At 34.1% G+C, this 20,316-nt stretch carries 18 protein-coding genes; 8 read left to right on the top strand and 10 right to left on the bottom strand.

Annotated features, from left to right (window positions below):
- Positions 1-78: 78 nt before the first annotated feature.
- The 4 genes from E0W69_RS03695 (at position 79) to E0W69_RS03680 (ending at position 3,749) form a co-directional block, all read left to right on the top strand.
- The gene (locus E0W69_RS03695; protein WP_225321380.1) at positions 79-1,098 is read left to right on the top strand and encodes a PorP/SprF family type IX secretion system membrane protein; all 1,020 of its coding nucleotides are present in this window, start codon (positions 79-81) and stop codon (positions 1,096-1,098) included.
- Positions 1,099-1,170: 72 nt separating this feature from the next.
- Complete coding sequence (locus tag E0W69_RS03690; RefSeq protein ID WP_131328693.1) at positions 1,171-1,995, top strand: N-acetylmuramoyl-L-alanine amidase; 825 nt, start codon at positions 1,171-1,173, stop codon at positions 1,993-1,995.
- Positions 1,996-2,069: 74 nt separating this feature from the next.
- Positions 2,070-2,972, top strand: coding sequence for a sugar phosphate isomerase/epimerase family protein (locus E0W69_RS03685; RefSeq protein WP_131328692.1), 903 nt, complete (start codon positions 2,070-2,072; stop codon positions 2,970-2,972).
- 6 nt (positions 2,973-2,978) lie between these two features.
- Positions 2,979-3,749, top strand: a complete 771-nt coding sequence (locus E0W69_RS03680) for a 3-keto-disaccharide hydrolase (protein WP_131328691.1) — start codon at positions 2,979-2,981, stop codon at positions 3,747-3,749.
- Positions 3,750-3,765: 16 nt separating this feature from the next.
- Here E0W69_RS03680 and E0W69_RS03675 read toward each other — a convergent pair whose 3' ends face one another.
- The 3 genes from E0W69_RS03675 to E0W69_RS03665 are packed head-to-tail and all read right to left on the bottom strand — an operon-like array spanning position 3,766 to position 5,838.
- A complete protein-coding gene (locus E0W69_RS03675) occupies positions 3,766-4,350 on the bottom strand; it encodes a Maf family nucleotide pyrophosphatase (RefSeq protein WP_131328690.1) in 585 nt (194 codons plus the stop codon).
- Positions 4,350-5,285, bottom strand: a complete 936-nt coding sequence (locus E0W69_RS03670; protein WP_191967957.1) for a geranylgeranylglycerol-phosphate geranylgeranyltransferase — start codon at positions 5,283-5,285, stop codon at positions 4,350-4,352. Before E0W69_RS03670 ends, E0W69_RS03675 begins: the two co-directional genes overlap by 1 nt.
- 55 nt (positions 5,286-5,340) lie before the next feature.
- Positions 5,341-5,838 carry a KdsC family phosphatase gene (locus E0W69_RS03665; protein WP_131328688.1) on the bottom strand — a complete coding sequence of 166 codons (498 nt, stop codon included), beginning with the start codon at positions 5,836-5,838 and terminating at the stop codon, positions 5,341-5,343.
- 199 nt (positions 5,839-6,037) lie between these two features.
- On the opposite strand from E0W69_RS03665, the gene E0W69_RS03660 reads away from it, so the two are divergent.
- From E0W69_RS03660 to E0W69_RS03650, 3 genes are all read left to right on the top strand, one after another.
- A complete protein-coding gene (locus E0W69_RS03660; RefSeq protein ID WP_131328687.1) occupies positions 6,038-8,485 on the top strand; it encodes a TonB-dependent receptor in 2,448 nt (815 codons plus the stop codon).
- A gap of 98 nt (positions 8,486-8,583) precedes the next feature.
- A complete protein-coding gene (locus E0W69_RS03655) occupies positions 8,584-9,072 on the top strand; it encodes a YajQ family cyclic di-GMP-binding protein (RefSeq protein ID WP_131328686.1) in 489 nt (162 codons plus the stop codon).
- A gap of 112 nt (positions 9,073-9,184) precedes the next feature.
- A complete protein-coding gene (locus E0W69_RS03650) occupies positions 9,185-9,769 on the top strand; it encodes a cupin domain-containing protein (RefSeq protein WP_191967956.1) in 585 nt (194 codons plus the stop codon).
- On the opposite strand, the gene E0W69_RS03645 is transcribed toward E0W69_RS03650, so the two are convergent.
- The 5 genes from E0W69_RS03645 to E0W69_RS03625 all read right to left on the bottom strand — a co-directional run bounded on the left by E0W69_RS03645 (position 9,770) and on the right by E0W69_RS03625 (position 14,177).
- A complete protein-coding gene (locus E0W69_RS03645) occupies positions 9,770-10,054 on the bottom strand; it encodes a winged helix-turn-helix domain-containing protein (protein ID WP_131328684.1) in 285 nt (94 codons plus the stop codon).
- Positions 10,047-10,631 (bottom strand): hypothetical protein, encoded by a 585-nt coding sequence (locus tag E0W69_RS03640; RefSeq protein WP_131328683.1) that lies wholly within the window; start codon positions 10,629-10,631, stop codon positions 10,047-10,049. The genes E0W69_RS03645 and E0W69_RS03640 overlap by 8 nt, the downstream gene beginning before the upstream one ends.
- 7 nt (positions 10,632-10,638) lie before the next feature.
- Positions 10,639-11,268: a hypothetical protein gene (locus E0W69_RS03635; protein ID WP_131328682.1), complete on the bottom strand. Its 630-nt coding sequence runs from the start codon at positions 11,266-11,268 to the stop codon at positions 10,639-10,641.
- Between the two features lie 17 nt (positions 11,269-11,285).
- Positions 11,286-13,502, bottom strand: coding sequence for a TonB-dependent receptor (locus E0W69_RS03630; RefSeq protein ID WP_131328681.1), 2,217 nt, complete (start codon positions 13,500-13,502; stop codon positions 11,286-11,288).
- Positions 13,503-13,598: 96 nt separating this feature from the next.
- Positions 13,599-14,177: a DJ-1/PfpI family protein gene (locus E0W69_RS03625; RefSeq protein ID WP_131328680.1), complete on the bottom strand. Its 579-nt coding sequence runs from the start codon at positions 14,175-14,177 to the stop codon at positions 13,599-13,601.
- A gap of 146 nt (positions 14,178-14,323) precedes the next feature.
- Between E0W69_RS03625 and E0W69_RS03620 the strand changes: the two genes are divergently transcribed.
- Positions 14,324-16,900: a zinc-dependent metalloprotease gene (locus E0W69_RS03620; protein WP_131328679.1), complete on the top strand. Its 2,577-nt coding sequence runs from the start codon at positions 14,324-14,326 to the stop codon at positions 16,898-16,900.
- Between the two features lie 60 nt (positions 16,901-16,960).
- On the opposite strand, the gene E0W69_RS03615 is transcribed toward E0W69_RS03620, so the two are convergent.
- Positions 16,961-19,405 carry a TonB-dependent receptor gene (locus tag E0W69_RS03615; RefSeq protein WP_131328678.1) on the bottom strand — a complete coding sequence of 815 codons (2,445 nt, stop codon included), beginning with the start codon at positions 19,403-19,405 and terminating at the stop codon, positions 16,961-16,963.
- Between the two features lie 146 nt (positions 19,406-19,551).
- Positions 19,552-20,178: a porin family protein gene (locus tag E0W69_RS03610; protein ID WP_131328677.1), complete on the bottom strand. Its 627-nt coding sequence runs from the start codon at positions 20,176-20,178 to the stop codon at positions 19,552-19,554.
- Positions 20,179-20,316 lie beyond the last annotated feature (138 nt).

Here is a 20,316-nt window from a genome sequence, read left to right as displayed (position 1 = left end):
TCATCTATTTTTTATCATAGACAATAATTTAACATTTTAACGTTTATATAAGACATATTCATTCTTCTAACCTATAATATGAAAGTGAGGCATCTTTTATTCATTCTATTTTCGTTTTTAATTTTACAAACTAGTAAAGCACAAGATCCTCATTTCTCGCAATATTTTGCATCTCCATTTACAGTCAATCCAGCTTTTACAGGAAAGTTTGATGGTGATTACCGTATTATGGGAAATTTTAGAAATCAATGGTCACAGATTGATAACGGTTACCAAACTTATTCGGCGGCAATCGATATGCCTATTTTACAAAATCAAATGAATGATCGAGATGTTTTGGGTATTGGATTCATGGGTTACAGTGACAAAAGTGCTAATGGTGCTGTCAGTTCTAATTATTTTTCCTTTTCCACTGCTTTCAATAAAGGTTTGGATGACAAAGGTTATCAGCAATTAGGATTGGGATTACAAGGAACTTATTCCAATATGATGGTCAACACTTCCAAATTGCACTTTCTTGATCAATTAACACCTTTGGGATGGACAAATCTGACAAGCGAAAATTTTAATAATTCTACTTTAAAAAATCACTATTTAGATCTGAATGCAGGGTTATTATATACATATAGCACGGACGAAAGCAATAATTATTATGTAGGTGCAAGTATGTATCACATCAATAAGCCCAAACAAAATTTTACAATTGGGGATTTTCAGATCAATCCTAGATACACTTTTAATGCCGGAGCCTATTTCCCTGTCGGAGAAGAACTCACATTGCACGTCAGTGGTTTGCATAGTATCCAAAGTGGAACCAAAGAAACTTTATTAGGTGGCGCATTGCAATTTCATTTGAATGATGAATACAATTCTGTCGCTCCTACAAATTTCTTTGCAGGTGGTTGGGTGAGATTTGGAGATGCAATTATTCCTTATGTAGGTTTGGAATTTTTGAATACAAAGCTTGGTCTGACCTACGACATCAATAGCTCTGGCTCTAAAACGGTAACCCAAAGTAGAAATGGTGTGGAATTGTCTTTACAATATATCATTAAAAGCAATAAAACCGTCAATCGACATACACCTCCACAGTACTAGAAGCGTAGATTTTTTGAGAAATTATTTTTTTTCAAATAAATCTTTTAATAGCTTCACCGTCCAATTAGTATCATGAAATTATTTAATTCTATACTCACACTTCTTAGTGTTTCTGTTCTTGGCTGCTCTCCCAAATTATACACGAAAGAAAACAAGACTTACAAACAGGAAGCCGCTACTTTTGCTGATACCATTAAGAATCCACCCGTGTTAAGAAAAGGCGCGGATTCTATTTTGCTGACAGATCATTGGCTGGGAACGACCAATTTTAATTTGCGTAAGCCAAACATGGTAATTATCCATCATACAGCGCAAAATAGTAGCGAAGAAACATTTAATACATTCAGAAATCCCAAAACACAGACGAGTGCACATTATGTCATTAGTAGAAATGGCGATGTGCAACACATGCTCAACGATTATTTACGTGCATGGCATGCGGGCATTTCTAAATGGGGAAATATTACAGATATTAATTCCGAATCCATCGGAATAGAATTAGATAATAACGGCACGGAAGTATTCAGCGATCCACAGATTAATAGTTTGTTGAAATTATTGGGTTATTTGAAAAAAACATACAATATCCCAACGGCCAATTTCATTGGACACTCAGATATTGCGCCAGGCCGTAAAGTAGATCCAAGTGCATTTTTCCCTTGGAAAAAATTGGCAGACAATGGTTATGGATTTTGGTATAATGACACGACGAATGTACAAGTTCCTATAGGATTTGACCCGATAGAAGCACTTCGGATAATTGGCTATAACGTATCTGACACAACGAAAGCATTCGATGCATTCAAGTTACATTTTGAGCATAAAGGTGTTCCAGAATCGACTTTGAACCCTGACGACATCAAGATTATTTATTGTTTATATAAAAAGTACTATTAACTTTTCAATTGGCAATTTGTAGATTATTAATTACCTTACAAGCACAATTGTAATTTTTAATCAAAATAAGCCATATGACTAGTAGACGTCATTTCATTAGAAACTCCGGCGTATTGACTGCGGGTGCATTTCTAAACAAGAAAAGTATTTTTGAAAAAAGTAAAGAATTGATCGGTGTGCAACTTTATTCCATTAAGGAAGATGCGGCACAAGATTTAAAAGCGAGTTTGCAATATATTTCTAGTATTGGCTATACCAATGTGGAATTGTTTGGATATAGTGATGGGAAATACTTTGGACACAGCATTGCAGAAGTGGCAGGCTGGCTCAAAAGTTTCAACTTAAAATCCACAAGTGCCCACTATAGTCTTGCAGATTATTTATATAAAGACAATGCTGATGACTTATCCAAAGTTATTGAGACGGCCAAAACATTGCAGCACGACTACGTTACCATTCCTTGGATTGATGAATCTGCCAGAAAATCCTTAGAAGATTTTCAAAAATTTTCCGAAAGATTAAATAAAGCCGGAGAAGCTTGTAAAAATGCAGGTTTAAAATTGGCGTATCACAATCATAATTTCGAATTTCAACAATACGGATTTTCTCAAGATAGTAAAGGCAATACGATTGGTTATGATGTAATGCTTTCGGATACCGATCCTAGTTTAGTTGATTTTGAAATGGATATTTATTGGGTAGTCTATGCCGGTCGCGACCCATTGAAATATTTCCAACAATATCCCAATAGATTTCCAATGTGGCATATCAAAGATATGCACGTCGTACCACCAAGAGAATCTTGTGTTGTTGGACAAGGAATTATTGATTTCAAAGAAATATTTAAACATAAAAAAGAAGCAGGATTTAAAAATTTCTTTGTAGAACAAGAAGCGTTTTCTGCAAACGTTCCACCCAAATTAGCTATTGCGGAAAGTATTAAATACATCAAATCCAATCTTATAACCAATAAATAACGGATTATGAATTTAAAATACGTAGGATTAAGCAGTTTATTCATGTTGGGAATTTCCACTAATATTTTTGCACAAAAGCCAGAAGATACAGAGGTTTATTCGCCCGTTCCGGCAAAAGTTACGCCCGGAAAAACAATTGGAAGTGCACCCTCTGACGCCATTCAATTATTTAATGGAACGGATCTGAGTCAATGGGAAGATGTCAATAAACCTGGACAACCCGCAAATTGGATTGTATCCAAAGGAATATTAACGGTCAACAAACAAGAAGGAAATATCCAAACGAAAGAAAAATTTGGCAATTATCAATTGCATTTGGAATGGAAAATTCCCAAAGATATTGATGGCACTGGTCAAGCTCGTGGTAACAGCGGGGTATTCCTTGCCTCGACAGGTGATGGTGACAATGGGTACGAATTACAAATTTTGGATTCTTACGATAATAAAACCTATACCAATGGACAGGCGGGCTCTATATACAAACAAGCCATTCCAATTGTCAATCCTGCGTTGCCCGTTGGAGAGTGGCAATTTTATGATATTATTTGGCATGCGCCTACTTTTAATACGGATGGAACCGTAGATAAAAAGGCAAATGTTACGGTTCTTTTTAATGGCGTTTTGGTACAAGATCACTACGAATTAACTGGTGAAACGCGTTATATTGGAAAACCTTATTACAAATCTCATGGAAAATCTGCTATCAAATTGCAAGCGCATGGTGATAAAAGCAAACCATTGAGTTATAGAAATATTTGGGTACGCAATATTCCTTAATATTTACATGTGGAAACTAGCCAATAAATGCTTCCAATGTTTGTAGTAATTTATTGGCTGGCAATCCCATAACATTATAAAAATCTCCATCAATTTTCTCAATTCCTATCAACCCAATCCATTCTTGGATACCATAAGCACCCGCCTTGTCATATGGTTGAAAACGATCCACATAATATTCAATTTCTTCCAAAGTCAACTTTTTAAAATAAACTTTAGTCTCTTCAAAAAAACGTTCTTCTTTTTCCTTACTTAATAGAAATACACCCGTTACGACAGCATGATTTTTACCAGACATAGATTCCAAAAACGCAATTGCTTCAGCTCGATCTTTTGGTTTGCCTAAGATATTTCCATCCACAATTACTACCGTATCTGCAGCAATTACAATAGCATCTTTTTTCGCATTGATTTTTTCCCAAACTGCAATGGCTTTATTTTTTGCAATAAAAACCGGTACTAATTCGGGCGCTAATTCTGATGGAAAATTTTCATCACTATGACTCACTACAACATCAAAAGGAACATTGGCCAATTCCAATATCTTTTTGCGTCGAGGCGATTGAGATGCAAGTATAATCGGAGGGAAATTGGAAATCATTAATATTTAGATTGAATAATTAACATAGAAAGTATACCGAGCAACATCACCCATTTTATTTTGGAACGTACCCATTTGAAATCTTTGCGATTTTTTGCTTTCAAAAATTTGAAAAACAAAATCAACATCGGTGCTATCAAAAACACAGCACAATATCCTGCTCCAATCCAACGCTTGATAATTAATAAATAAAAGAAAAAGGCTGACAATGCGCCGATCATCACAATCATCCAAACTATTATAAAAACTCTTGATGCGTTGACGCCCCATTTGATAGGCATCGTGTCATACTTCAATTTTCGATCAATATCAATATCTTCTAAATCTTTTAACGCCTCTCGTATTATGGAAATGATAAATGCAAATCCCGCGTACATCAAGGTCAATCTGGTAATCTTACTCGCATCAACGATATTTCCCGAATGATAAATACCCAAAGTTTCGCACCAAGTACATACGATAATCACCCAAGATGTCAATAAAGAAATCAATACATTTCCCAATAATGGTCGCTTTTTCAATGCGATGGAATATACAAATAGTAAAAATGTACAACAGAAATTAAATAACCCAAGAAAATAAATCGTACTCGTAAAATCCAAATAAAATCCCAAAGCTATACCAAATAAAGACATCGTAATATGGCATGCTAAGGCCCAATGTCGATGTATGTATTTACCGATGACGACACTTTTGGAACGACGAATAAGATCACCATTAAGGTCAAAATAATCATTAATGATAAATCCAGCAGCCGTAATGGAAATCGTAGCAAATATCAAAATCGCCAAATTATGTCCTCGCAAAGAAGAAATAATATGACCTTTATCCAACACTGGTCGAATGACAAAAAAGTGAAATAGTATTTGAGTCAGGGCTATAAAAACCAAATTTGGCAACCTAATCAGTTGAAAAAAGGCTTTGAATCTTTTCAAAATTCCTACATTTTAATTGAGCTATTCTTTATTAAAATTAAATCATTTATTCCAACTAATATTTCCATTTTCCTTGAGCAGTCAATACTTTTTTGATAATATGTCTTGCTACACCTCTCCCACCTAAAACCGGAATGATAAAATCCACTGCATCTTGCACTTCTTCCACCGCATCCAATGGACAAGCAGAGTATCCCACGGTTTTGATACATTCAATATCTGGAATATCATCACCTATATAAATAGCATTTTCAAAAGTATACCCCAAACTATCCAACACATCCTCCAATCTTTTGATCTTATTATGCTCTTGCATATACACATGCTTCACGCCTAATAGATTCAATCTCTTCGTCACTTCCGGAGAATTTCCTTTGGAAATAATAACAATTTCAAATCCCATATTCAATGCTTCTTGCAATCCGAAGCCATCTTTAACATTCATCACACGCGCTTGTGTACCATCTGGCAACAAGATCAAACTTCCCTCTGTCAATACTCCATCTACATCAAATACAAATACTTTTATCTTTTCTAATGCTTTTTCCTTCATCGGCTAAAGATAATGAAATACTATTTTACTTTTTTTGTAACCTATTTTTCCTTGCTGCGTCTTACTATATATCCGCATTTATTTAACTAAAAATTTACCCCAATTTCCATTTATCACGTTTTTAAACCATTAATACAATAAACCAAGTACTATGTTAAGCAAAGTACCTTACTTTGTATCAGAATAAAATATTAACACAATGAAAAATTTGCTTCTTACTATATATATATGTTGCTTTGGAATGCTTATTAATTATGCAAATGCACAAACAATCACAGGAAATGTAAAATCTGCCACTGGAAATGTAGATCACGCATCTATAAATTTAATTTCCACGAAAGACTCCTCTATCATCAAAGCTTCCTTGACCAATGATAGCGGCGTATTCAAAATACAAGCGCCAACTATTGGAGCATATAAAATACAAGTACAATCTTTGGGATACAAAGACTTTTATTCCGATAGTATTAATTTGAAAAAAGGATCAGTTTTCAATTTACCTGAAATCTACCTTACAAATACTGCCGCAGACCTTACGGCTGTTGCGGTATCCACAAAAAAACCTTTTATCGAACAAAAAATCGACAAAACAGTCGTCAATATCGCCAATAGTATTGTCGCAGTGGGGAATACAGTTTGGGATGTTTTGGATAAAGTACCAGGAGTAGTTGTAGATAACGGCAATAACAGAGTCAATCTGCAAGGAAAGAGCGGCGTTATGATATATATTGATGGGAAAAATACCTATTTATCTGGGGATCAATTAGCCAATTTACTCAAAAGTATGGATGCTAGTACGATACAAACGATTGAGGTGATGACACATCCGTCTGCACAATATGATGCAGCTGGTAACGCGGGCATTATCAATATCGTCACCAAGAAAAATAAAGCCAAAGGATTCAACGGTTCATTAACTACTGGTTATGGTCAAGGGCGTTTTGCTCGTCAAAATATAGGTGGAGATATGAACTATAGAAATGGTAAATTAAATCTTTACGGAAATTATAGTTTTTATAATGGAAAAAGTTGGAATAGTAATTATATAAATAGAGATTTTGCTGAATCAACCACTACAAGTGCAGTCAATAGCCCACAAAATGCCTATAATGTAAGCAAATGGAAGAGTCATAATTTCAAAGTGGGTGCGGACTATTATCTAGACTCAACGAATACTATCGGCGTGATGGTTAATGGTGTTATCAATCCTAATTCCGAAAAGGGAAACAATACAACTAAATTTTTATCCAATAATCAATTAGACTCTACTGCCGTTACAAACAGTAACTCTTCTGGGAAATGGAATAGTATGACTTATGACGTTAACTATAAACATGATCTGGATAATAATGGCGCATATATCATGGGAGATTTTGCCTACTCAAGATTTAATAGTAAAAGTGATCAATACTATGAAACGAGTAAATACGATGCAGAGAACAATCTATTACCTTCAATAGACGGACTCAATCCACTCAACAGAATTGGAAATTTACCATCCTTAATCAATATCAAAACAGGCAAAATTGATTTTTCCAAACCATTAAAAAACAAAGCAAAAATCGAAGCTGGTTTGAAATCTAGCTATGTCACTTCGGATAATGATGTCCATTATTACAATCAGATAGATAATAACTATGTAGTGGATAGTACCATCACCAATCATTTTAAATACACGGAAAATATCAATGCTGCATATGTCAACTATAATCAAGAATTCGAAAAAGGTTGGTCTATCCAATTAGGTTTACGTGGCGAGCAAACAGTATCCAAAGGACATCAATATAGCAATGACTCGACTGTGCATAGAAACTATTTCAAATTATTTCCAACGGTATTTATCCAAAAGAAAATCAAAGAAAATCACACTTTGGGATTTACCTATAATAGGCGTATTGATCGTCCAGACTATCAAGACTTGAATCCGTTTTTATACTATTTGGATCCGTACACTTATTCTCAAGGCAATCCGTTTTTACAACCACAAATTACCAATTCGGGTGAAGTATCTTACGCTTACAAAACATGGTTAGTAACTTCATTGAACTATACACACACCTCTGATGTAATTTCTGATGTTTTAATTCAAGATGATGCGACTAAAGTGACCTATCAAACCAAACAGAATGTCAATACAACAAAGAATATTACCTTGACAACTTCTTTAAATTTCAATGTAACGAAATGGTGGTCTACCAATAATTCAATCATTTTAATGCGTAACTATATTGATGGTTCTTACTTAGATGCGCCAGTGAATTTGAGAAAAAATACGCTTATTTACAACGGCACCAACACATTTACTTTACCTAAAGGATTCAAAGCAGAGTTAAGTGGTAATTATCATTCTGCATTAATTTGGGGATTATTTGACATCAAACCTCAATATCAAATCAATACAGGTATACAAAAAAATATTTTCAATAATAACGCAACGATTAAGGTAAATGTCAATGATATTTTCAGAATGCAAAAATCCAATGTCAATATCAATTATGGCAATATCAACACCTATGTTTCCAATAGATGGGATTCCAGAAGAGTCAATATTTCGTTTACTTGGAGATTTAAAAAAGGTAAAATTCAAACAAGAAGTCACAATAATACGGCTGCAGACGACGAAAGCAGCAGGATTAAATCGAAATAAAAATTTTCTCATGTGTTAATCACGAGCGGAGGTTTCTACCTCTGCTTTTTCTTTTTTAATAGATTGCTTATTTTTGCATTTTCACTAAATAGAAATTTATGCCATCATTTGATATAGCAAGCAAAGTAGACGTGCAAACTTTGGACAACGCCATCAACACAGTTAGAAAAGAACTAGACGGAAGATATGATTTCAAAGGCTCTCCAGTCGAGATTGAATTGGATAAAAAAGAATACTTGGTTAAAGTTTCTGTTGAAAGCGACATGAAAATGAAACAAGTAATTGATGTAATTATCAGTCGTTCCATAAAACAAGGTATCGATGCCAGCGCTTACAATTTTGATAAGGAATCTTATCCAAGCGGCAAAGTTGTCAAAAAAGAAATCCCTGTTAAAAATGGCTTGGAACAAAGTAAAGCAAAGGAAATTGTAAAATTAATCAAAGACAGTAAACTCAAAGTACAAGCAGCGATTATGGATGATATTGTACGCGTTACGGGCAAAAAAATTGATGATTTGCAAGAAGTAATCGCCTTATTACGCGGTTCTAATTTGGAAATTCCACTGCAATTTGTAAATATGAAATAATTCAAAAAGGCACTTCTTATAGTGCCTTTTTCATTAATTTTTTTTTAACAAAAACATACTCAACATTTCTATTTTAACAGCGTTAGTAATTTAAACCTTTAAACAAGAGATGATGAATAGAAATGAATTTATAAAAAATTGTACGATTCTTGTTTCTGGGATTTTTTTAACTAAAAATCTCTCTGCTATGCCGACAGCTCCAGTTACTTTATATTTCAAGGATGATGGCATGATTCCAAACAGCAAATTTCCTTTGTTGTTGTACAAACAAGCTTTCAACGCAAATACTTCGAATCCAGGAGATTGGATTGAGCAAAAATTTGCAGAAAATAATTGGACCAATACTTGGCGTTGGGGCGTCTATCCATTCCATCATTATCATAGTAATACACATGAAGTTCTAGGTGTATTTTCTGGTAACGCGCTTTTGCATTTAGGTGGTGAAAAAGGGCAAAAAGTCAATGTACAAGCGGGCGATGTAATAGTTATCCCAGCAGGAGTAGGTCATAAATGCATAAGTCACTCTGACAATTTTACCGTTCTAGGTGCGTATCCCAATGGCTTGAGTCCGGATTTGAATAGAGGAGAAAAAGGAGAAAGACCTCAGACAGATAAAAATATTGCCGCAGTAAAATTTCCTGTAACCGATCCATTTATGGGAAAAAATGGCGATTTGGAAAAACTATGGAAAGCTTAATTATTTGGGTAAATAGGTACGTAACGCATTGACATATTTTTCAAATGCATCCACTCCATTTTTAGTAATACGGCAATTGGTTTTTGGATAATTGTTTTGAAAAGTCTTTTCGATTTCAATATATCCTGCGTCTTTCAATTTTTGAACTTGTACACTCAGATTACCCGCTGTCGCACCAGTTTGCTCCTTCAAATAAGAGAAATCAGCTTCTTTTACAGAAATAAGCAAACTCACAACAGCGAGACGCAATTGAGAGTGTAATATGGGATCCAAATCTTTAAACATGTACTCCTTTCTTCACTTGTAAATATCTTCTACGTATCATTAATCCGGGAATTACCCAAGCGGCAATTGCTGCAAAACCTTCTAACATAATCTGGGTGAGACCATTGCAAAAGAAACCAATTATTGCCAAAATCCAACAGGAGATACCGCCTAAAATCAAAGGTTTATAGTTCATAATACCTCCAGTTATAAAGGTTGGAATGCCATATAACACCATAAAGGAAATACCAGAATAATTGGTTTGGGGATCAAACCCCATAATATTTATAGCTATAACATAGGCAATCCAAGTATATGCTATGGGTCTTTGAGAATGAGAAGATACATTTTTATGCTTGCTATTTTTGATAATAACAAAGATCATAATTGCCAAAGCAATGTAGGTTAAATAGAAAATATTAAAAGGCATTTTCCATTTAAACAATAGTTGAAAATATAGAAAAAAACTACAAAATGCAATGGTACAACCCCAATAAATCGGCCAAGTACCCTTGTCCATCACAGAACTCCTCGATTTATTGATCATATCTTGAATCAATTGGAAACTTTCAATTTCCGTCAATTCTTTATCTTCCATATTTTGCTTATTTACATTTTTCTAAAGTTTCTAACGCTTGTGTCTTTCCCCAATTTGGGTACATTTTTGCAGGTTTTTCCTTATCAAAAAGTTCTATTGATTTTTCCAAATAAGGTTTTGCCGCATCTTTTCCACCACCAGCAAATGTAGGGGTTTGTAATAAACCTGATCCTTTTAGGTAAAATAGTCTAGGATTCAAACTATCTAATTTCATTCCTTGACTTAATGCATCATTGGCCAACATACCATATGACTGATAGCGATTCATCGGATCGACCAACATTTGAATAATATACGCCATATATTTAGGTGCGTATAATTCAGAATTATCATTCAATTTTTGCGCTTGATCAATAAGCGCTAATGCCTTATCTCCTATTTCATCTTTTTTACTTTCTGGTGCTTGGAATCCGTATAAATCCAAGGATAAAGCGGCATAATAGAAAGGTAACCATTGTGTTTTTTCAGCATTGGCAATACGTTCAAATTTGCCGGATAAATCCAAATATGTAGACGCAGCTTTTGCGGTATCCATAATTTTCAGATTAGCTTCCATCGCAGGAAGATATTTACTAGATTGACTGTGTCCAAAATATGCAATTGCACATAAACAAATGGTGAAGATTAACTTTTTCATTGTAGTTGATTTTTGTATTAAAGATTATTGTTAATAGTATCTTGAGAGCGATCCACACCCCAGCTAATAAAAAGGGCGATAAAATAAAAACGTTTAGCAGTTGGTAATATGGGTTGCCTATTTAAGCCGTTTACAGAGTAATTATATCCAAAAACATTATTTCTATTCAATACATTATTCATCGATGCATACAAAACACCAAATCCCTTTCCAATTTTCATTAGATGATATACACTCATATTCAACGTTTGATATTGCTTGGTCTTACCTTGATCCAACAAACTATAATTAGCATCTCCAACTGCATTCAAATGTAAATTATAGTATGGTCGACCACTTGCAAAGGAATAGGTTGCACTCACACCAGTATTTATCGGAGCTATAAATTTTTTAGTTACCAAATTTGCTGTATGATTTGCTACAAAATTGGGTTGCATGGAAAATGGAAAATTTAAATAATTTCTTTTTGTATCTACATAGGAATAGGTAATCCAATAGTCCAAGGTTTTAATCGTATGATTGTTATCTCTCCAATAGACATCAATACCTTTGGCAAATCCATTACCATTATTGGTATAATTTGGATAAATCTTTACAAGATTTTCATATTGCTTATAGTAGGTTTCTAATCTCAACATAGTACCTTTTCCCGTATATAAATAAGTAAAAATATAGTGATTAGCTTGCGTCATTTTCAATTTTGAATTATAGATCAAATACGTATTCTCTGGTTTCTGGTAAAACATGCCATAGGCAAAATTTATTTGATTCGATGAACTAAATTTGTATGCCAAAGCCGCTCTCGGAGCGAGTTCATGCGTTCGCATTAAACTAGAATTTTCAAATCTCAAACCTGCTTCCAATGCCAGTTTGGGTAAAATATAATAATCCGTTTCTGCAAAAGCGGCGATATAATTATCCTTCAATTGATATTGTTTTATGTTATAGTTCAAACTATAATCATTGTACCAATATTCAGCCCCAAATCTCAATGCATTGTTATGTCGCCATTTTTTTTCCAAGACCAATTTAGTTTGTGCAAATAAATCTTTATTTTTTAAATTGAATTGCAATGTATCTAAATAAATATTGGGGATCGCTACCTCTTTATTCGAACTATCTTGCAATTGTTGCCAAATATTATTTTTATTCAAACTAAAACCTGCACTTAAAGTCATTTTCCATTGATGGTTAAAAGGTTGTCGCCAACTAACATTGTGATACCAATTGGATCCTTTCAAGTCAAATGCATTTTTCCAAATGGCACTATCCACACTTTGTCGACGTAAACCCATTTGATTATAGTCAAATGTTCCATAGTATTTTATCAAACCTCCGCCTTTTGTTTTGATACGATAATTCCAGTCTGAAGAATGAAATTGAGGCATTTTAAAATAATCAGGCGTTTGTTTTATCACTTTAAAATATAACCCGACATTGGTATAACTATAATCAAATCCGAAAGAACTTTTTTTATCCTTGGCAACCTTTTGGAGTCCACCGCCCCAAAACAAAGGCGTGACACTTACATTGCTTTCCGACTTTTCAGGTATATCTATGGTTTCCAAAATCAAAGCAGAGGACAATGCCTGTCCGTACAAGGCAGAATAACCACCTGTACTAAAAGCAATATCTTTGAATAAATTGGGCGGATATCTCGTGCGTGTTGGAATATTCGTCGCTCCACTAAAATACGGATGACTAACTAAGGTTCCATCAATAAATTGTTTTGTCTCGTACACATCACCACCTCTGACGGCCAATCCTTCTCTTTCGCCTAATTGTTGTGTTCCTGGAAGTGTACGCAAAGCGCTACTAATATCGCCATTTGCACCTCCAGTCGTATAAATATCTTGCGCATTCATTACCGAATTACGCTTTCCTCCTCCCAGAATAAAACCGCGAGAAGAAACAACAACGCCATCTTCTTCTAGTTTGGTTACTTTTAAACTTGTATCTATTTGTATAGCTTGATTTGTAATATTTATAGGAACAAATAAGGAATCAAAACGACTCGCAACTATAACTAAAATATGTGCTCCATTTTCCGTAGTAGAAAATCTAAATAGCCCATTATGATCGGTAATACCACCATCATAAGAATCAACTATCGTTATATTTGCGGACACAATTGGTCTACCTTTTTTATCTAATATTTTTCCGTGTATTTCTATCTGTGCTAATAGAGAATGTACATTTAAAATCATCAAAAATAATAGAATACAATATTTCATTTTATAGTTTTGCAACACAAACATAAACTAGTTTATATTATAAACCAAAATATTAAAATAAAAGAAAGAGGAAAATTTCCTCTTTCTTTTACCTAATTACAAGGAGATATTGATATTCAATAATTTGTAAAATTCTTTGAGAATTGCAGGATGTCCTGGCCAAGCGGGAGAAGTTGTCAGATTACCATCTGTAATAGCATCCGTTGCTAGAATATCTTTAAAATTACCCCCAGCAAGTGTAACTTCTGGTCCAACAGCAGGATATGCAGTTAAAGTTTTACCTTTTACAACATTTGCTGCAGTCAATATCTGAATTCCGTGGCAGATTGCAGCTACTGGAAGATTTTTTTCAAAAAAATACTGTACAATTTCAATAATGCGCGCATTAAGACGGATATATTCTGGTGCTCTACCTCCGGTAATATACAAACCATCATAATCATCCAAATTAACTTTATCAAAAGAATAATTCAATGTAAAATTATGTCCTCTTAATTCCGCATAAGTCTGAAAACCAACAAAATCATGAATCGCAGTAGCCACGTTTTCTCCACTTTGTTTGTCTGGACAAATAGCATGAACCTCCAAACCTACGGATTGTAATGCTTGAAAAGGAACCATTACCTCGTAATCCTCTACAAAATCACCAGCCAATAGTAATATTTTTTTTGCCATAATCTTTGTTTTATGTTTTATTTAGTTCAATATAAAATTAAATATACCGCTTGTGTAAAAAAATAGCGAAACTCTATTTGATCGTTACAAAAATTTAACTTTTATACTATATTTGAAGTTCACACTTTATATATCATTTTACATTTATGAATTCTAAAATTTTAATGCTGCTCTGTGGTACTTTTTATTTGACAACCACATTCGCACAAAAACCTGAAGTCCCTAAATATCCAAAAGACAGTTTACCGAAAAAAGATTCCTTACATTTAAAGGATACGACAAAATTAAAGAAACCTATTTTTCCTAAACCATCTGAAATAAAACCTTATAAAGAGGTCATTCCTGACTCTGCAATCACGCATAAAGGACTATTTACCATACATGAAGTCGAGGATAAATATTTTTTCGAGATTCCAGATTCTCTTTTTGGACGTGAAATAATGGTAGTAACACGTTATGTTTCCGTTCCTGGTGGAGCCGGTGTATATGGAGGTGAGATTGTCAATCAACAAACAATTGAGTGGATTAAAGGTCCGAATAAAAATGTTTTTATCAAATTAATTGCAGATATCAGCATGGCGGATTCAACCAACAAAATCTATAAAGCAGTAAAAAATTCTTATGCTAATCCATTAATAGCGGCTTTTCCAATTAAGGCATTTGGAAAAGATTCATCTACGGTAGTATTAGATGTAACAGATTTCTTCAAAGGAGATAATCAATTGGTAAGCTTAACTCCAGACAAAAAGAGAGGATTCAACTTAAGCATGTTGATGGCAGATAGATCCTATATCAACAGTATTCACACTTACCCAATAAATGTTGAAATTAAATCAACAAAAACATTTGGAGCTTCTCCGGCAATGAATATACCTGGCATGATGACTCGCAGAGGAGGTGGCGGTTTTACCGTTGCTAATGATGCGGGAGTGGTAACAATGGAATTGAACAATTCTTTTTTATTGTTACCAAAAACACCTGTAAAAAAACGATTATTTGACCCAAGAGTGGGTTATTTTGCCGATTCTTATACCGTATATGGAGACAATCAACAAAAAGTAGATGACCAAACTTTTATAGTTCGTTGGAATCTGGAACCCAAACCAGAAGATGTAGAAAAATGGAAAAAAGGACAATTAGTTGAACCCAAAAAACAAATTGTCTATTATATCGATCCAGCCACTCCAAAACAATGGCGTCCTTACCTTATCGCAGGTATTAACGATTGGCAAAAAGCATTTGAATCTGCAGGTTTTAAAAATGCAATTGTAGGTAAAGAATGGCCAGAAAATGATACTACAATGTCTATGGAAGATGCTCGCTATTCTGTAGTGCGCTATTTCGCTTCCAATATTGAAAACGCCTATGGTCCCAATGTACATGACCCAAGAAGCGGCCAAATTCTAGAAAGTCATATTGGATGGTATCACAATGTAATGAAACTTGTACATGACTGGTACATGATTCAAGCTGGAGCTATTGATCCAAAAGCTCGCAAAATGAAATTTGATGATGAATTAATGGGACAATTGATTCGTTTTGTTTCTTCCCATGAGATTGGTCATACTTTAGGATTGCGTCATAATATGGGAAGTAGTAGCAAAACTCCAGTTGAGCTTTTACGTAATAAAAAATGGGTGGAAGCCAATGGCCACACGGCATCTATCATGGACTATGCTCGCTTTAACTATGTCGCACAACCAGAAGATAATATTTCCGAAAAAGGTATCTTCCCAAGAATTGGAGACTATGATAAATGGGCAATAAAATGGGGCTACTCTTATAGTGGAGCAACCACAACAGAGGAAGACAAGAAGATCGTAAACAAATGGGTTGTTGACGCATTATCTAAAAATTCAAGACTATGGTTTGGAGGAGAAGGTCGTAATCTTGATCCAAGAGCACAAACGGAAGATTTAGGTGACAACAATGTTTTGGCGAGTGAATATGGCATCAAAAATCTAAAAATTGTAGCTAAAAATTTACTTTCTTGGACAAATGAAGAAGCAGATACTTATAATAATCTAGGGGATGTATATACGCAATTATTTGGCGAGTATAATCGTTTTGTAAATCATGTATTGAAAAACGTAGGTGGAATTGAAGAAACTTATAAAAGTGTAGAAGAACCTGGAAATGTATACTATCCAACATCCAAACAAAGACAAAAACAAGCTGTTCAATTCCTTAATAATCAAGTATTCAACAATGTTGATTGGTTAGATGATCAAAATATCATGAACAAAATTACCAATCCCGGATATGGAGATAAGATTGCAAACTTACAATCCACAACACTTTCTAATTTGTTATCTAGTTCACGTCTACAAAGATTGGAACTGTGTGAGAATAGATTTGGTGATACAACCTACACTCCTATTGAATTTATTACGGATGTACATGATGGTATTTTTTCCGAACTAAAATCTAATGCGGCAATTACTGCACCTAGAAGAAGTTTGCAAAAAGTATATGTGAATACATTGATTGATATTATAAGTGCAAAAAGCCCTGCATCAAGCGGTATTTCTCCAATGATTTTGGCATTAATGGGAGTTTCGTCTAGTGATATCAACACGTCAGACATACCATCCATTGTAAAAGGACATTTAAAGGATTTGAAAGCGGAGATTGATGCTACAAATTCTTCGGATAAATTAACTAAATATCATTTAGCGGATCTATCTGATAGAATTAAAAAAGCATTAGATCCGAAAGACTAATCGTTTTAAAATAAATAAAAAAACAGCGCAATGAAAAATATTCATTGCGCTGTTTTTCATTTAAAAATGAACCCCAACCTTTACTCCAACATTGCGTCCCATTCCATAGATACCATAATGTCCATTAGGAGACGAATTATAATATTCAAAATATTTCAACCGACTTAAATTAGACTGAAATGCTTTATCCAAAATATTATCTGCAAATACATTCACATCTATAGTTTGCTTTTCTCGTAATTGTATAGTGCAACCCAAGATTGCATTTAACAAACTATAACCTGGAGTAGCTGTTTCCGTATCATATAACCCAAAATACCGGCTTTGTTTTCCGTTAAATTCATATTCTAACTTTAATTTCAATTTATTCAAATGTTGACTCTTGAGTTGAAATACTTTTTCTATGCCACTTACCCATTTTATAGGTGGGATATACGCCAAATATTCCCCATTAATACCTGCATTTTTATATTTCGCACTCGTATTATTGCCATAAACGATTGCAATAGAAGATTCGACAACAATCCCATTCAAATATTTAGGTAAATATTGAAAATTAGATTCCAGTCCGTATAACCTAGCAGCACTCTGTTGATATTGATAGGTCCAGTTCCCTGGGACTAATTGTACGGGATTTCCATTAGCATCGGTTAACTGCATTAAAGAAATATAGTGGCTAATATGATTATTGAATACACTAAAATTAGCATTCAAATCACTATAATTCAAACTTACGCCAACATCTTCTTGAATATTAAATTCCGGTACAAAATTGCGATTTCCGATATAGTAAATATGTGCGCCAGGGTCTAATCCATTAGAAGCAATTTCGGTTATATTCGGCGCGCGATAACCTTTTGCAATATTGCCTTTTAGATGTATATTTTCATTTACTTCGTATGTTACACCTAGGCTTGCAGACATACCGCTATATTGCAAATGCAAAGCTGGAAATTGCAAATTAGCCCCCATTGTATCTTGGTTATTTCGAATAGCATATTCAAATCCAGTCACATCATTTGTCCCTATATAAAAATCCTTACTTCCTATCCAACGTTGATCCAATCTTACGCCACCCGAAATTGTCCATTTTCCCGACTCAAAATTCGAAAAAGCATATATGCCTACGTCTCCTAGTTTATAGTCTGGTATAGGGAAATCAGTTGCATTTTCATTCCGATTACTTTGATACATTCCATTCACGCCAATGGTATTGGTAAATTTCCCCATTGGAGAAAATTGATATTTTCCCGTAAAGTTGAGCGTATTTAATTTAACATACATCCCCGCTTGCTCCAGCATGGTTGGGTGATTATATTCTCTTCTGATATTTTGCTGAAATGCCACCAAACCAGAAACTTTTGCACCATTTTTTAAACTATATTCATTATCCGAATAAATTCTATAATGTTGAATATGCTGATGCAATGGACTCAAACGATAACTATTTAACTCACGATTGGAAACAATAGGACGATCTTTTATATTGTCTTCATCAGACTCATAAATTTGTTTAGTAAATTTTCTAGTAAGCGAATCTCTGCTCCCATCAGGAATACCTTGCAGATCATTGTATAAAGTAAAATTCAGATTAGAAAACCCATATTTACTTTGATAACTTGTTTTAAAAGAAAGATTTAATTCTTTAAATCCTGTGTTGTACACGCTGCCGTCTATTTTATTTTGATAGTTCTTGGCGATTCTGTAAGAACGCGCTCCAAGCCAATACCAGTGCACATTTCGTTTATAAATAGAAACACCATTTCCATATAAACCATTGTTGTTTTGATATTCAGAAATCCATTGTCCATGTATTTTACCATCTATAACTTGAGGTTGTAAGGAACGCAAACTCACCACTCCAGCCTCAGCATCCGAGCCGTAAATCATACTTGCCGGGCCTTTAATTACTTCCGTATTTCCAATATTATATGGATCTAATTCAATCCCATGTTCATCTCCCCATTGTTGCCCTTCTTGACGAATACCATCGAACAAAGTCAATACTCGATTATACCCCAATCCTCTAATAAATGGTTTTGAAATATTTGGCCCGGTTTTCACGGCATTTAATCCAGGTGTATTTTTTACTAAACCATCTATAAGGTTAGAGGAAATGGTATTTTCAACTTGCTTGGCAGACACAGCAGTAATCGCCACAGGATTTGCCCAAATATTTCTTTGATTTTGCAAATGATTTGAGACAATAATATTATCTAGTTGATTCGTATAATTACGAATATTTACAACTATAAATTTTTCATTTTTGACTATAAATGAATCTATTTTTACGTTCTTTTCTAGTAGGTAGAATATAGAACCCTTGGAATAAAAATTAAATTCTCCTTCTGCATTTACTTTTTCCAACTGCGATTGTTGACGATCACTGACACGCAGATATTCATATTTATTTTGCGCGATTCCAGTGATTTTTCCGTGTATTAGTTTTTGGCTGTATGACTCACAAGTTCCTAATAGTGCCATTACTACAAAGATTAGCTTCATTCTTATATTGTGTTTTTAAAATCCACACAAATATAATTATTTTATTTACATACACTAATTAATTATTTAGACTAACCTAATTTATACATTTTAAATATAAAAAAAAGCAACTCGAAGGAGTTGCTTTCAACTATAACTTTTATGTACTAAAATATAGCATATCCGATGCCAAATTGGAAAGCTTGTCTACGCCAAGTACTTCCATCATTGGTATTAGTATTATCTTCTGTCGCACTAGATTTTACACCCGTCAAGCCAATATTGTAACGCGCATAAGCTCTGAACTTAGCTACACGTAATTGAAAACCTGCCGCAGCATCCACTTCTCCGCTTTTAAATGCGCTCTTTACTTCATTAGACAACCCATGTTCTTTGGACGTAGACACATTGAATTGTGGACCAACTTGAAAATCCAGAATATTAATGATTTTCAAATTCACTAATACAGGTACACTCAAATAATTCAATTTCGCCTTCACATTTGGAATTAAGGCACTTGCGCCTACTTGACTCAATGCATTACCATCTTTAGTTTCCGTATTTGTTTGACTAAACAAAACTTCTGGTTGTATTCCCCATTTATCAAAACGAATTTCCGCAAATGCTCCTGCTTGATAACCAGCTTTATAGGCAGAGGTCAAAGATTTACCGTCTACTTTGCCAAATTCAGGACCGGCTTTAATACCGAAATGTATGTCTTGAGCATGCAAACGACTACAAAAACCAGTGAAAACCAACATTCCTGCAACGAAAACCTTATTCAGTTTTAACATAATAAATATTTTTAATGAGTATTGATGACAGTCAAATAGTGAACGAAATTTTTACGAATTAATTTTTAAAAATTGACAATTCCAATTAATTAATCCTTTTGCGCAAAAATTTAGCCAAATTCAATTAAGTTCGCATAT

Origin of the sequence: Rhizosphaericola mali (assembly GCF_004337365.2) — a bacterium.
Classification (GTDB): domain Bacteria; phylum Bacteroidota; class Bacteroidia; order Chitinophagales; family Chitinophagaceae; genus Rhizosphaericola; species Rhizosphaericola mali.
The sequence above is the reverse complement of the archived record's forward strand: the minus strand, read 5'-3'. Positions and strand labels throughout refer to the sequence as shown.

Coding starts and splice junctions, on each gene's coding strand:
- E0W69_RS03615 (WP_131328678.1), bottom strand. CDS start 19,405: ATGAAGCTAATCTTTGTAGTAATGGCACTATTAGGAACTTGTGAGTCA.
- E0W69_RS03620 (WP_131328679.1), top strand. CDS start 14,324: ATGAATTCTAAAATTTTAATGCTGCTCTGTGGTACTTTTTATTTGACA.
- E0W69_RS03675 (WP_131328690.1), bottom strand. CDS start 4,350: ATGATTTCCAATTTCCCTCCGATTATACTTGCATCTCAATCGCCTCGA.
- E0W69_RS03690 (WP_131328693.1), top strand. CDS start 1,171: ATGAAATTATTTAATTCTATACTCACACTTCTTAGTGTTTCTGTTCTT.
- E0W69_RS03650 (WP_191967956.1), top strand. CDS start 9,185: ATGAATAGAAATGAATTTATAAAAAATTGTACGATTCTTGTTTCTGGG.
- E0W69_RS03630 (WP_131328681.1), bottom strand. CDS start 13,502: ATGAAATATTGTATTCTATTATTTTTGATGATTTTAAATGTACATTCT.
- E0W69_RS03680 (WP_131328691.1), top strand. CDS start 2,979: ATGAATTTAAAATACGTAGGATTAAGCAGTTTATTCATGTTGGGAATT.
- E0W69_RS03655 (WP_131328686.1), top strand. CDS start 8,584: ATGCCATCATTTGATATAGCAAGCAAAGTAGACGTGCAAACTTTGGAC.
- E0W69_RS03695 (WP_225321380.1), top strand. CDS start 79: ATGAAAGTGAGGCATCTTTTATTCATTCTATTTTCGTTTTTAATTTTA.
- E0W69_RS03640 (WP_131328683.1), bottom strand. CDS start 10,631: ATGGAAGATAAAGAATTGACGGAAATTGAAAGTTTCCAATTGATTCAA.
- E0W69_RS03660 (WP_131328687.1), top strand. CDS start 6,038: ATGAAAAATTTGCTTCTTACTATATATATATGTTGCTTTGGAATGCTT.
- E0W69_RS03635 (WP_131328682.1), bottom strand. CDS start 11,268: ATGAAAAAGTTAATCTTCACCATTTGTTTATGTGCAATTGCATATTTT.
- E0W69_RS03610 (WP_131328677.1), bottom strand. CDS start 20,178: ATGTTAAAACTGAATAAGGTTTTCGTTGCAGGAATGTTGGTTTTCACT.
- E0W69_RS03685 (WP_131328692.1), top strand. CDS start 2,070: ATGACTAGTAGACGTCATTTCATTAGAAACTCCGGCGTATTGACTGCG.
- E0W69_RS03625 (WP_131328680.1), bottom strand. CDS start 14,177: ATGGCAAAAAAAATATTACTATTGGCTGGTGATTTTGTAGAGGATTAC.
- E0W69_RS03645 (WP_131328684.1), bottom strand. CDS start 10,054: ATGTTTAAAGATTTGGATCCCATATTACACTCTCAATTGCGTCTCGCT.
- E0W69_RS03665 (WP_131328688.1), bottom strand. CDS start 5,838: ATGAAGGAAAAAGCATTAGAAAAGATAAAAGTATTTGTATTTGATGTA.